General features: G+C 49.7%; 8 protein-coding genes and 1 rRNA gene. 2 read left to right on the top strand and 7 right to left on the bottom strand.

Annotated elements, in window-relative coordinates; all coding sequences use genetic code 11:
- Positions 1-22 precede the first annotated feature (22 nt).
- Positions 23-1,081 carry an ABC transporter substrate-binding protein gene (locus ACMV8I_RS12440; RefSeq protein ID WP_498865532.1) on the bottom strand — a complete coding sequence of 353 codons (1,059 nt, stop codon included), beginning with the start codon at positions 1,079-1,081 and terminating at the stop codon, positions 23-25.
- A gap of 201 nt (positions 1,082-1,282) precedes the next feature.
- Here ACMV8I_RS12440 and ACMV8I_RS12435 point away from each other — a divergent pair, with 201 nt between their 5' ends.
- Positions 1,283-1,993, top strand: a complete 711-nt coding sequence (locus tag ACMV8I_RS12435) for a UTRA domain-containing protein (RefSeq protein ID WP_498865531.1) — start codon at positions 1,283-1,285, stop codon at positions 1,991-1,993.
- 230 nt (positions 1,994-2,223) lie between these two features.
- Here the strand turns inward: ACMV8I_RS12435 and metH are convergent, their stop codons facing one another.
- Positions 2,224-5,907 (bottom strand): methionine synthase, encoded by a 3,684-nt coding sequence (metH, locus tag ACMV8I_RS12430; RefSeq protein WP_498865530.1) that lies wholly within the window; start codon positions 5,905-5,907, stop codon positions 2,224-2,226.
- Between the two features lie 261 nt (positions 5,908-6,168).
- On the opposite strand from metH, the gene iclR reads away from it, so the two are divergent.
- The gene (gene iclR / locus ACMV8I_RS12425; RefSeq protein ID WP_498865529.1) at positions 6,169-7,011 is read left to right on the top strand and encodes a glyoxylate bypass operon transcriptional repressor IclR; all 843 of its coding nucleotides are present in this window, start codon (positions 6,169-6,171) and stop codon (positions 7,009-7,011) included.
- Between the two features lie 13 nt (positions 7,012-7,024).
- On the opposite strand, the gene aceK is transcribed toward iclR, so the two are convergent.
- The 5 genes from aceK to rrf form a co-directional block, all read right to left on the bottom strand.
- Positions 7,025-8,779, bottom strand: a complete 1,755-nt coding sequence (aceK, locus tag ACMV8I_RS12420; RefSeq protein WP_498865528.1) for a bifunctional isocitrate dehydrogenase kinase/phosphatase — start codon at positions 8,777-8,779, stop codon at positions 7,025-7,027.
- A 52-nt stretch (positions 8,780-8,831) separates the two neighbouring features.
- Positions 8,832-10,145 (bottom strand): isocitrate lyase, encoded by a 1,314-nt coding sequence (gene aceA, locus ACMV8I_RS12415; protein WP_498865527.1) that lies wholly within the window; start codon positions 10,143-10,145, stop codon positions 8,832-8,834.
- A gap of 56 nt (positions 10,146-10,201) precedes the next feature.
- Entirely contained in the window at positions 10,202-11,800 is a 1,599-nt protein-coding gene (aceB, locus tag ACMV8I_RS12410; RefSeq protein WP_498865526.1) for a malate synthase A, read from the bottom strand.
- A 372-nt stretch (positions 11,801-12,172) separates the two neighbouring features.
- Complete coding sequence (gene metA / locus ACMV8I_RS12405) at positions 12,173-13,102, bottom strand: homoserine O-succinyltransferase MetA (RefSeq protein ID WP_498865525.1); 930 nt, start codon at positions 13,100-13,102, stop codon at positions 12,173-12,175.
- A 285-nt stretch (positions 13,103-13,387) separates the two neighbouring features.
- Positions 13,388-13,498, bottom strand: a 5S ribosomal RNA gene (rrf, locus tag ACMV8I_RS12400); the annotation flags it as partial.

Below are 13,498 nucleotides of genomic sequence, written 5' to 3'. Positions count from 1 at the left end.
CTTTATGACTTAATTTTAGTTGTTATTGCTGCATGTTAATCATGACGTTTTCCTGCCACAGACGCGGCAGTGTTTTAGCGCTCTTATCCCACGCTGCGGTGTCAGCAATCGGGTGAGCGTTTTTGTATTCGCTGGATGGCAACAGTTTGGCTTTCACATCGTCAGGCAAAGTGATGTGATCGGCCCGGATTGGGCGAGCATAACCACGAGCGAGATTTATCTGACCGGCATCGGAGAAGATATACTCACGAGCCAGCTTCGCGGCATTAGGGTGTTTTGCGAATTTATTGATAATAGTGGTGTAGCCTGAGGTGATGGTGCCATCTGATGGGATGACCACGTCAAAGCGGGTTTTGTCGATCTTGTCACGATAGCTCAATCCATTGAAATCCCAGACAACGCCAACCTGCACTTCGCCTTTTTCCAGAGAAGCAATTACCGGGTCAGTCAGGCTTAAACGCCCTGCTTTTGCCAGCTTGCCGAAGTATTCCAGACCAGGTTTCAGATTTTTTTCATTCCCCCCCATGGCATACGTTGCAGCCAATACGCCATTTGCCGCCTGCGCAGCAGTACCAACGTCACCGATGGTCACTTTGTAGTTGCTTTTCAGCAGATCAGCCCAGCTGTGGGGTTCATCCTTCACCTGAGACTTATCGATAATGAACGCAATGGTTCCGGTGTAAGCGAGTGCCCACATACCGTCTTTATCTTTCGCCCAGTCCGGCACTTGATCCCAGGTCGTTGGTTTATAGGCCTGCGTCACGCCCTTTTGCACTGCGACCGGCCCGAACGCGGCACCCACGTCGCCGATATCGGCGCTGGCGTTGTCTTTTTCAGCCAGGAATTTCGCGATTTCCTGCGCCGAACTCATGTCTGTGTCACTGTGTTTCAGGCCGTACTTAGTGCTCAGATCACTCCAGGTACCTTTCCAGTTAGCCCAGTCATCAGGCATACCGACACTGTTAACCGTTCCTTCAGCTTGTGCAGCCTTGAGAAGTTCAGCAGGAGGCTCAGCAGCAAAAACCACTGAGGTCGAAAGAACGAGCGCGCTGGTAAATACAGAAGCGAACAACTGTTTCATAACGGATGCTCCAGATGGTAGTGTGTGAGAGTGCTGGTCTAGTCCAGCAAGAACCAAGCCAATCTAGCGGCCAATTGTGATAATTATATTACAGTGCGAAAAACCAGCACTTTTAAACTGAACGCTGTTAACAAGCGCACACAAATTCAGCACAAGATCACCCTGGTGGTGCAGAAATGCACTGTGATGAGACCTGTACCCATGAGCGAAGCCTTAACAACCGTGGCTGTGATTTGCCTGACACTGAGCGAAAAAATTGCTGCTGGCGCTTTTTCTGCCGAAGGACGTCTGCCTTCGGAACGCGATCTGAGTGAACACTTCTCCACCACCCGTATCACTCTGCGGGAAGCGTTGAGCCAGCTTGAAGGACAGGGTTTGATTTATCGCGAAGTGCGGCGTGGCTGGTTTATTTCTCCGCCCCGCATTGTCTATAACCCGCTACAGCGCAGCCATTTTCATGCTATGGCGCGTGAACAGGGGCGCAGTGCCCGGACGGAAGTTATTGATGCAAAGGCGCTGAAAGCCAGCGATGCCGTGTGCTGCAAGCTTGTTTTACCCTTAAAAAGCGAGGTTTATTGCATCCGCCGTTTACGCTACATCGACGGACGACCGGTGCTGTATGTTGAGCACTACCTCAATCCGCAATTCTTTCCAAACATCCTCAATGCTGACCTGACCCAATCTCTGACCGATCTTTATTCCGCTCAGTACAGCGTGAACTATGGACGAGTACGTTTCGATATGGTGCCGACGCGCCTGCCTGAGCAAGCCTCCTTTGCGTTGAAAATCGCACCGGGCAGCCCGGCTCTTTTTATCACTCGAACCAACCGCGACCAACACGATCGGGTTATTGATTGTGACCTGGAATATTGGCGCTATGACGCGTTGCAGATTGATGTGGAGGTGAATTGAGTGAAAAAGTAAGGGGCATAGACAGATACCCACAATCATTCAAGATGAATAACAAAACTTGCTGCAAGCTGGTTTTGAACGCTGCTTGCAGCGGCTCCTTTAGGGGCAAGACCATTGAAAATGGCCGAGTAACGCGGCAACGGAATTCCCTCCGGGAGCTTACATAAGTAAGTGACTGGGGGGGATTTTGGCAGCCAACGCCGAATCAGTTCGAAGGATGAAGGGTATTTTTAGTCAGCATCATAGCCAAGGTTGGGTGACAGCCAGCGTTCAACTTCAGCTATTGGCATATTTTTACGAGCCGCATAGTCCTCAACCTGGTCCCGCTGAATTTGCGCTACAGCGAAATATTTACTGTCAGGATGGCTGAAATACCAGCCGGAAACTGCCGCCCCCGGCCACATTGCGAACGATTCTGTCAGTTGCATACCCGTGTTATTTTCCACATCAAGTAATTTCCAGATCTGGCCTTTCTCCGTATGTTCCGGGCAGGCCGGATAGCCGGGTGCAGGGCGAATACCTTGATAGTTTTCACGGATAAGCTCGGCGTTACTCAAGTTTTCATTAGCAGCAAAGCCCCAATACACCTTGCGTACACGCTCATGAAGATATTCGGCAAAAGCTTCGGCCAAACGATCAGACAGGGCCTTGATCATGATTTTGTTGTAGTCATCATGCTGCTTGTCATAAGCCTCGGCTAAGGCATCCTCTTCAAGACCGCCGGTTACCGCAAAAGCACCCATGTAATCTTTTTTACCGCTGGATTTAGGCGCCACAAAATCAGCCAAGCAGTAATTGGCGAAATCGGTTTTTTCCGTTTGCTGACGCAGATGGTGGCTGACCACCAGCACCTCATTACGTCGCTCATCACTGTAGATCTCGATGTCGTCCCCAACGCGGTTCGCAGGGAACAATCCTACAACACCACGTGGATTCAGCAGTTTTTCATTGGCGAGTTTGTCGAGCAGATCGTTGGCATCCTGAAACAAACGTTTTGCCTCTTCACCGACCACTTCATCTTCCAGAATTCGTGGATATTTCCCGGCCAATGACCAGGTCATAAAGAAAGGTGTCCAGTCGATATAGTTACGCAGCGTTTCGATACTGGCTTCCACTTGCTGTATACCCAAACGATGTGCGGCAGGTGGCGTATAGCTATCCCAGTCGATGGTGGTGGCATTGTCGCGGGCTACGTCGAGGCTGACAGGCGGGGTACGGGGTTTCTTGCGCGCATGCTGAATACGCACAGTTTCATACTCTTTGCGGGTACGCTCGACGAACGCATCTCGCTTGGCATCCGACAGCAGCGCTGAGACCACACCGACTGAGCGCGAAGCATTCTGCACGTAGGTCGTAGAGCCGCTATAGTTTTGCTCTATTTTGACTGCCGTATGTGCCTTGGAGGTGGTGGCACCACCAATCAACAGCGGGATGGTGAAACCACGTCGTTGCATCTCTTTGGCAACGTTCACCATTTCGTCAAGGGACGGCGTTATCAGACCCGACAGCCCGATAATATCGACCTTTTCTTCAATCGCGGTTTTAAGAATCTTATCAGTGGGTACCATAACGCCGAGATCGATAATTTCGTAGTTATTACACTGCAACACGACGCCTACAATATTTTTACCGATGTCATGTACGTCACCCTTCACCGTCGCCAGCAGGATTTTACCGTTGGTTTTCCCTTTCTCTTTGCTGGCCTCAATGTAGGGTTCAAGATAGGCCACCGCCTGCTTCATCACACGGGCTGATTTCACCACCTGCGGCAGGAACATTTTGCCCTCGCTAAACAGGTCACCGACGACGTTCATACCGTCCATCAGTGGACCTTCAATGACTTCGATTGGGCGCGCCGAAAGCTGGCGTGCCTCTTCGGTGTCCAATTCGATAAATTCGGTGATCCCCTTCACCAACGAATATTGCAGACGCTTGCGTACGTCCCAACCACGCCATTCTGCCTGCTGTTTATTGGCTTCGCCGTCGTCTTTGCTGCCACGGTATTTTTCCGCAATATCCAGCAGACGCTCAGTGCCATCATCACGACGGTTGAGGATCACATCTTCAACGGCATCGCGCAGTTCTGCGGAAAGATCGTCGTAAATGGCCAACTGACCCGCGTTAACGATACCCATATCCATGCCGCTGCGGATCGCGTAGTAGAGAAACACGGCGTGGATAGCTTCGCGTACCGGATCGTTACCACGGAAAGAGAATGAGACGTTGGAGACGCCGCCGGAAATCAGCGCATGCGGCAGCTCAGATTTAATATCAGCACAGGCCTCAATGAAATCTACTGCATAGTTGTTGTGCTCTTCAATGCCCGTCGCCACGGCGAAAATATTGGGGTCGAAGATAATATCTTCCGGTGGAAACCCCACCTCTTCTGTCAGCAATTTGTAGGCACGGCGACAAATTTCAATTTTGCGCGCACGCGTATCAGCCTGACCATTCTCATCAAAAGCCATCACGACCATAGCGGCGCCATAACGACGAACTTTACGGGCCTGTCTAAGGAAGGCCTCCTCGCCCTCTTTCATTGAAATAGAGTTAACGATGCCTTTGCCCTGAATGCATTTCAGCCCTTTTTCAATGACGTCCCATTTAGAGGAGTCAATCATGATAGGCACACGGGCAATATCAGGCTCACCGGCAATCAGATTAAGAAACCTCACCATTGCAGCCTCGGCATCAAGCATGCCTTCATCCATGTTGATATCGATGATTTGTGCACCGCTTTCTACCTGCTGGCGCGCAACAGCAAGAGCTTCAATATATTTTTCTTCTTTAATCAGCCGTTTAAACCGGGCAGAACCGGTGACATTAGTACGTTCACCCACGTTCACGAACAAGGTTTGAGCATCAATCGTTAATGGTTCAAGGCCCGCCAAACGACAGGCAACGGGAATGTCCGGCAACGCGCGAGGGGCTACACCCTCAACTATTTTTACTATCGCAGCAATGTGTGCGGGCGTCGAACCACAACAGCCTCCCACAATATTCAGAAAGCCGGAACGCGCCCATTCTCCAATATGTTCCGCCATCTCTTTAGCATCGAGGTCATACTCCCCAAAGGCATTCGGCAAGCCAGCATTGGGGTGTGCGGTAACATAACATTCGGCAATGCGAGAAAGCTCAGCCACATATTGACGCAGCTCGTCTGGCCCCAGGGCACAGTTCAGGCCGAAAGTGAGTGGTTTAACATGACGCAGAGAGTTATAAAAAGCTTCGGTAGTTTGCCCCGAAAGCGTACGGCCTGAGGCATCAGTGATTGTGCCTGAGATCATGACCGGCAAAACCACGCCCATGGCCTCAAACTCGGTCTCTACCGCAAATGTGGCAGCTTTCGCATTCAAGGTGTCGAAGATAGTTTCAATCATGATTAGGTCAGCACCGCCTTCAATCAAGGCACGCGTCGATTCACGATACGCTTCAACTAGCTGATCAAAAGAGACGTTTCGGTAGGCGGGATCGTTTACATCTGGGGAGATCGACGCCGTGCGGTTCGTCGGACCAAGCACGCCTGCAACATAACGTGGTTTATCCGGCGTGCGGACGGTCCATTCATCGGCGCAAATACGTGCCAGCCGCGCAGCTTCGTAGTTAATTTCGGCCGACAGCGACTCCATATGGTAATCCGCCATAGAAATGGTGGTGGAGTTGAAGGTATTAGTTTCAAGGATATCGGCACCGGCTTCCAGATAGCCATAGTGGATCGCGGTGATAACTTCAGGTTTAGTCAGCACCAGAAGATCGTTATTACCTTTGAGATCGCTTTCCCAATTGGCAAAACGCTCGCCGCGGTAGTCCTCTTCTTGCAGATGATAGCTTTGGATCATGGTGCCCATGCCACCGTCCAGTACCAAAATGCGCTGTGCTAGCTGCTTACGCAGCGCCTCAACTTGATTCGTCACTCTCACCTCTTCACCTGTCTCTCACCACCGGCAAACCCAAAACACAAGCCGGAAATCATGGTCAACATCCTAGCATACCTTGCTTCGCCGAAAGCTCAGGCCAACGTGAGACTTTTTCAATTCGGGAATACATCCCGCAGTCTGAATGCAACACATCGGATGAGCGAAAAGACCAGTTGCGATCCATACTGTAAAAATGAAAATGAATTCCAAAAAAACTTTTATTCGTCGCTAATTCGCGCATCTTAATAGGAAAGGCCCATGCCAACGTCCACTTCAATCCCGGCCAAACGCGTTAAGAAAACCAAAGCCGCTGCCACTCCTGGCAGCGCAGCCACCGGACAGGTGCAGTCCCTGACCCGTGGTCTGAAATTATTAGAGTACATCGCTGAAGCACAGGGCAGCGTCGCACTGACCGATTTGGCGCAACAGGCAGGCCTGCCCAATTCAACCACGCACCGCTTGCTGAGCACCATGCAGCAGCAGGGTTTTGTTCGTCAGGTGGGAGATTTAGGTTTATGGACTATTGGTTCGCATGCTTTCGTCGTGGGCAGCAGCTTCCTGCAAAGCCGCAATCTGCTTGCAATGGTGCACCCAATGTTGCGGCGTTTGATGGAGGAATCAGGTGAAACGGTTAATCTGGCGGTACTGGATCACAGCGATTATCAGGCGATCATCATTGATCAGGTGCAATGTAATGCGCTGATGCGGATGTCCGCGCCGATTGGCGGCAAGTTACCGATGCACGCGTCGGGCGCGGGGAAAGCGTTTTTATCCACGCTGCCGGATGAGCGGCTGGTGAAGCTGTTGCATAAAATTGGTTTGCACAGCTATACGCCGCTGACCAAAACCTCACCGGTAAACCTGAAACAGGAACTGGCGGACACGCGTAAACGAGGCTATGCATTTGATGATGAAGAGCATGCGCTAGGATTACGCTGTATCGCGACATGCATCTATGACGAACATAACGATGCCTATGCTGCGATCTCGATTTCAGGCCCGATTTCCCGTATCACAGATGACAGAGTGACTGAATTAGGCGCATTGGTTATCCATGCAGCCAAAGAGATCACACAGGCATATGGCGGTGGTAAAAATTAGCGAATAGGGGTAATTACTTCTGAGTGAAAGCCGCATCAACCGGTGGACGCTCATCAAGCCGCAGGCTGAAACGTTGCCTACGGCGATAAGCGTAGACATCTTCGACGTGGCCACCGAGGATGCGCCGCTGCACTGTCTGCCAGTAACTGGCTTCAAATAGATCGCCATGCAGTTTTTCAAATAAAAGTTTAAGCCGTTTATCACTGCAGAGAAAATAGCGGAACTCCTCAGGGAATACATCGTTTGAGGAGATGCTGTACCAGGGTTCGCTTGCCAGTTCATCTTCTGGATAGCGCGACGCAGGGATATGGCGAAAATTCACCTCAGTCATGTAACAAATTTCGTCGTAGTCATAAAACACCACACGCCCGTGACGGGTGACACCGAAGTTTTTAAATAACATATCACCGGGGAAAATATTGGCTGCTGCCAGTTGCTTTATCGCGTTGCCATACTCTTCAATCACGTCATGCAGTTGCTGGTCGCTGGCTTGTTCCAGATAAATATTCAGCGGTGTCATGCGACGTTCGATGTACAAGTGGCGAATAATAATACTGTCACCAACATGTTCAATTTTACTGGGAATTTCACGCATGAATTCTGCCATCAACTCTGCGCTGATATTGTTCTTGGCCAGACTGAAGTACTCGAATTCCTGGGTATCGGCCATACGTCCTACTCTGTCATGTTCTTTGACCAGTTGGTAACAAGCCATCACCTGCGCCTCCGTCACCTCTTTTGGCGGGGCGAAGTGATCTTTAATCACTTTAAAAACGCGGTCACTGCCGGGCAAAGTGAAGACCAGCATCACCATTCCTTTAACGCCAGGGGCGATAATAAATTGCTGGTCATTTTGCGCTATAAAACACAGGTGCTCGCGGTAACACTCTGTTTTTGCATGCTTCTGGCAACCTATGGCGCTGTATAGTTCCGCTGTCGTTTTACCGGGCAGGATCTCACGAAGCCACTCCACTAACGCACCGGGCTGGGGTGCATAAACCATAAAGTAGGAGCGGGCAAAACCGAACACGATACTGGCATCATTGCAGTCAGTCAGACAGGCATCAACAAACAGCTGACCATTTAGGCTGCGGTGGATGGGTAAAAGGAAAGGTAGTACCTGCCCGGCAATACGAACTTTACCGACCAGCCAGGCCGCCTTATTACGATAAAAAAGTTCGGTGGCAACGTCAAAAATGGTCGTGGCGAGCTGTTCGGATGTGGCAATGGCATGCAAAGTGTGACTGATGTAGCGAGCATCACGTTCACTGTTCTCCCATTCAAGCCGCAGCGGAAGGTCTGCCAGCAACATTTTAATAAGATCAGGAAGATTGCCCTGCCCTTCATATCGGCGAAAAAGCGGGCGGGGAAATATGTTGCGATTGCAGCCCGTTTGTTCACTGAAAATAAACAGTTTTTCGGTGACTAAGTCACGGTGTTTAAAAATACGGCAATAAACGGAGTTAAAAAAACTTTCGGCAATTTCCGCCCTTGGATAATCAGGTAACAGCTCGCTGTAGCAGAGCTTAACCGTTGCCAGAAAGTCTGCGTCATAGAAATGGGGGCCGGTGATACATTTGAGCTGGGCGACGACCAACCCTACATGATGATCGTACAGGTGGATCCGCTGTTTCATCGCCGTTTGCACGGCTACCCAGTCCGCCTGTTCAAATCGATGTTGAGCGCCTGAGGTGACCTCCAGAAAGCGTCCGTACTGGGCATCAAACCCTTGCAAAATAGTCTGAGCAATCAACAGTTCAATACGCATAGGGTGCGCTCCTAAACGGGAAGCAGGCCCGCGAATGCCGGACCTGCGGAGATCAAACGCCGAATTGTTGCTCCTCGGTAGAGCCTGTTAATGCCGTCACGGATGAGCGACCGCCCTGAATAATGTTAGTGACTTTATCAAAATATCCGGTTCCAACCTCCTGCTGGTGAGAAGCAAAGGTATAACCGCGTCCGATGGCGGCAAACTCGGGCTCCTGTACTTTTTCAACGTAATGTTTCATACCTTCCCCCTGAGCATAGGCATACGCCAGATCGAACATGTTGAACCACATACTGTGAATGCCAGCCAGGGTAATGAACTGATATTGATAACCCATCGCGGCAAGCTGCTCCTGGAAACTGGCGATAGTTTTATCATCAAGATTTTTTTTCCAGTTAAAGGATGGTGAGCAGTTATAGGCCAGCAGTTTGCCTGGGAATTTGGCATGAATAGCGTCTGCAAAACGCTGAGCCAGGAGCAGATCCGGAGTGGAGGTTTCGCACCATACAATGTCAGCATAAGGCGCATATGCCAATCCGCGGCTGATCGCCTGCTCTATTCCTGCATAAGTGCGGTAGAAACCTTCATGTGTACGTTCGCCGGTAATAAATGCGCTGTCATACGGGTCGCAGTCGGAAGTCAGTAAGTCGGCAGCATCAGCATCGGTACGGGCAACCAGCAGGGTCGGTACACCTAAGACATCAGCCGCCAAACGGGCAGAAACCAGTTTATGGACCGCCTCCTGGGTAGGCACCAGCACTTTTCCTCCCATGTGACCGCATTTTTTTACTGCGGCAAGCTGGTCTTCGAAGTGCACCGCCGCCGCCCCAGCTTCAATCATTGATTTCATCAGCTCAAAAGAATTGAGTACACCGCCGAATCCCGCCTCTGCATCGGCAACAATCGGGAGAAAGTAGTCGGTATAGCCTGCCTGCCCAGGCTCAATGCTGTTTGACCACTGGATCTGGTCAGCCCGGCGGAAAGTATTATTAATGCGCGCTACGACTTCCGGAACCGAATTCACCGGATAGAGTGATTGGTCCGGATACATGCTGGAAGCTGTATTGGCATCTGCTGCCACCTGCCAGCCTGAAAGATAAATAGCTTCTATACCTGCTTTAGCCTGCTGTAGCGCCTGCCCACCCGTCAAAGCGCCGAGACAATTCACGTAACCTTTACGCGATGACCCGTGCAACAAATTCCATAAACGTTTCGCGCCATGTTGTGCCAGAGTGCATTCGGGATTGACCGAGCCACGCAGGTTTACTACCTCGGCAGCACTATAAGGGCGGGTGATACCCTGCCAGCGTTGCTGTGACCAAATATCTTCAAGCTGCTGAATTTGCTGAGTACGAGAGTTTTTCATGGCGCGGTTTCCTGTTCTTAATATTATGGGTTTGGTGTTTGTAGGGTAAGACGAGATCAGGCCAATAAGGCATAGCCTGGCAGCGTGAGGAAATCGATCAGCTCATCCTGTGTGGTGATGCGCTCCATTAAGGCTGCGGCTTCATCAAACCGGCCTATGCTGAAGCGCTGCTCACCCAGCTCCTGTTGAATAATCTGCATCTCCTCACACAACATCTGACGAAAGAGTGCTTTAGTGACCGGCTGACCATCGCTGAGAGTTTTGCCGTGGTGGATCCACTGCCAGATGGATGTACGGGAGATCTCAGCGGTAGCGGCATCTTCCATCAGTCCATAAATCGGCACGCAACCATTGCCGGAGATCCAAGCCTCAATGTATTGCAACGCAACGCGAATATTCGCACGCATGCCCTCTTCAGTACGCTCCCCATGACAGGGTTCGAGCAGTTGACTCGCGGTAACAGGGGCATCTTCCTGGCGTAATACATTGAGCTGATTTTTCTGCTCGCCTAATGCTTGATTGAAAACAGCCATTACGGTATCAGCGAGGCCGGGGTGTGCTATCCAGGTTCCGTCGTGGCCGTTGGCCGCTTCAAGTTCTTTGTCTGCTTTGACTTTATTGAGCACCCACTGATTACGTTCGGTTTCTTTGCTGGGGATAAAAGCCGCCATGCCCCCCATCGCCAGAGCACCGCGGCGATGACAAGTTTTGATTAACAGACGAGAATAAGCACTAAGGAACGGCTGCGTCATCGTAACCGCCTGGCGGTCAGGCAATACGCGGTCAGCGTGATTCTTAAGAGTCTTGATATAGCTAAAAATATAATCCCAACGCCCGCAGTTCAGGCCGACGATGTGATCGCGCAAATGGTAGAGAATTTCGTCCATCTGAAAGACAGCAGGCAGAGTTTCAATCAGCACTGTGGCTTTGATGGTTCCGCGAGGCAGTTCGACATAATCTTCCGCAAAACTGAATACCTGGCTCCACCAAGCAGCTTCCTGATATGACTGGGTTTTAGGCAGGTAAAAATAAGGACCGCTACCCTTTTCCAACAGTGCGCGGTAGTTATGGAAAAAATAGAGCGCGAAATCAAACAGGCCACCAGGTATCGCTTCCCCTTTCCATTGCACATGTTTTTCTGGCAAATGGAGACCACGAACCCGGCACACCAGTACCGCGGGGGCCGGGTTTAACTGATAAATCTTGCCTGATTCATTGGTGTAACTGATGGTTCCATTGACGGCATCACGCAGATTGATCTGGCCCTCGATGACTTTATTCCAGTCTGGAGAGAGCGAATCCTCAAAATCAGCCATGAATACCTTCACGTTAGCATTGAGCGCATTGATCACCATTTTCCTCTCTACCGGCCCGGTGATTTCAACCCGGCGATCCTGGAGATCTGCGGGTATACCGCGGATGCTCCAAACTTTATCTTTAATGGAAGTGGTTTCCGAAATAAAATCCGGCAAATAGCCATCATCAATACGCTGCTGAACAACTCTTCTTTCCTGCAACAGCTTATTGCGAGCACCGGTAAATTGACTTACCAGCTCTGCGAGAAAATCAACAGCACCATCGGTTAATATTTGGGACTCTTTATCAGTAAAGGTGCGCGTAAAATTCAGTATGGAGCGAGTTACTTGCTGATTCATCGGTACTCTCCTGACTTATCTCTCTTATAAACCAGAATAATAAACTTCCGGCTAGCTCATTACTGGCTGCTGATGGTTAGGGGCTAAAGACCATTTTATTTAAAGGATCTTCACCTAAACATAAGCTTCCATAAGATCTAAGCGTAACCAATAAAATGATAAAATCAAAAACGATTTCCATTTTATTTTAAAAATAATTTTTTAATTATATTAATCATATGGATATATTTAAAAAAATTTTTTCAGAAATAAGATAGGTTTTCATTTTTAAAAGGAGAGGAGGGATTTGTCAGGAGGTATTGAGGAGGTCCACGCAGGATTATGACAATACTTTGGCGGACGATCCATAAGATCACCCGCTAGATAAGACAATTACTCGAAGCTTGGATTCATGTGCCGTAAGTCAAATGGCGTGATCTGATAAACGTAGTAATTCAGCCAGTTAGTAAATAACAGATGTCCGTGACTACGCCATGTCGCCTTCGGTAATAACTCGCTGTTATCTTGGGGGAAGTAGTTGAAAGGCATATCTGGTGATAGCCCGGCATCGCGATCGCGCATATACTCATCGGCCAATGTGTTTGCATCATACTCCGGATGACCTGTAACAAAAGCCATCCGCTTGTCTTTTGTAGCGAACAGATAGGCGCCTGCTTCTTCAGATTCCGCCAGAATATTGAGATCGGTATACTTACGCAGTTCTTCTACAGGAAAATCTGCATAGCGCGAATGTGGGGCTAAAAAGCTCTCATCAAATCCGCGGGTCAACAATGCCAGAGGCTGTAATACATTATGATGATAGACGCCGGATAGTTTAATATCGCGCGTCATTTTGGATGTTCCGTAAAGTACTTTTAGTGCAGCCTGCACAGCCCAGCAAACAAATAGGGTTGATGTGACGTGTTCTCTCGCCCAATTGACCACGCGTTCAATTTGTGGCCAGTAAGCGACATCACAGAAATCAACCAGACCGAGGGGGGCCCCGGTAACAATCAGACCATCAAAATTGTCATTCTGGATATCTTCAAAGTCACAGTAGAAGTTATTCAAATGTTCAGCAGGCGTATTTTTTGACTCACGGCTGTCAATACGCAGTAACTGCACATCGATTTGCAGAGGAGAGTTGGAAAGCAGACGCAAAAACTGATTTTCAGTCTCGATCTTCTTTGGCATCAGATTCAGGATCAGTACCTTTAGAGGACGAATTTCCTGTATTTTTGCGCGTGAAGAAGTCATAACAAAGACATTTTCGTTCCGCAGAAAATTCACGGCCGGTAACTCATCAGGAACCCGAATAGGCATAACAACTTCCTCACTACATCCATTTATACGTTTAGACTTCTAGATGCCTGAAGATAACGTTTTTATGTCAGAAAGTCGATAGCAGTATCATCAAGGTGAAAAATCTTCAACTTTAAGGAATATCGTTAGATGTTTTTGCTATACGGCCATAGGGTAAGGAATAGACCATCGATCTGTCAGGCGTAAGCCACGCCTTTTGTCCTGCTCTCTTCTCGAGCAGAGAGCATGATAACAACAAAAGCAAAGGCCCCGTACTTTCGTACGGGGCCTTTGCTTTTGTTTGATGCCTGGCAGTTCCCTACTCTCGCATGGGGAGACCCCACACTACCATCGGCGCTACGGCGTTTCACTTCTGAGTTCGGCATGGGGTCAGGTGGGACCACCGCGCTAGTGCCG

This window comes from Ewingella sp. S1.OA.A_B6 (assembly GCF_049889095.1).
In the GTDB taxonomy this organism is placed as follows: Bacteria; Pseudomonadota; Gammaproteobacteria; order Enterobacterales; family Enterobacteriaceae; genus Ewingella.
The sequence above is the reverse complement of the archived record's forward strand: the minus strand, read 5'-3'. Positions and strand labels throughout refer to the sequence as shown.

Coding starts and splice junctions, on each gene's coding strand:
- ACMV8I_RS12440 (WP_498865532.1), bottom strand. CDS start 1,081: ATGAAACAGTTGTTCGCTTCTGTATTTACCAGCGCGCTCGTTCTTTCG.
- ACMV8I_RS12435 (WP_498865531.1), top strand. CDS start 1,283: ATGAGCGAAGCCTTAACAACCGTGGCTGTGATTTGCCTGACACTGAGC.
- iclR (WP_498865529.1), top strand. CDS start 6,169: ATGCCAACGTCCACTTCAATCCCGGCCAAACGCGTTAAGAAAACCAAA.
- aceK (WP_498865528.1), bottom strand. CDS start 8,779: ATGCGTATTGAACTGTTGATTGCTCAGACTATTTTGCAAGGGTTTGAT.
- aceA (WP_498865527.1), bottom strand. CDS start 10,145: ATGAAAAACTCTCGTACTCAGCAAATTCAGCAGCTTGAAGATATTTGG.
- aceB (WP_498865526.1), bottom strand. CDS start 11,800: ATGAATCAGCAAGTAACTCGCTCCATACTGAATTTTACGCGCACCTTT.
- metA (WP_498865525.1), bottom strand. CDS start 13,102: ATGCCTATTCGGGTTCCTGATGAGTTACCGGCCGTGAATTTTCTGCGG.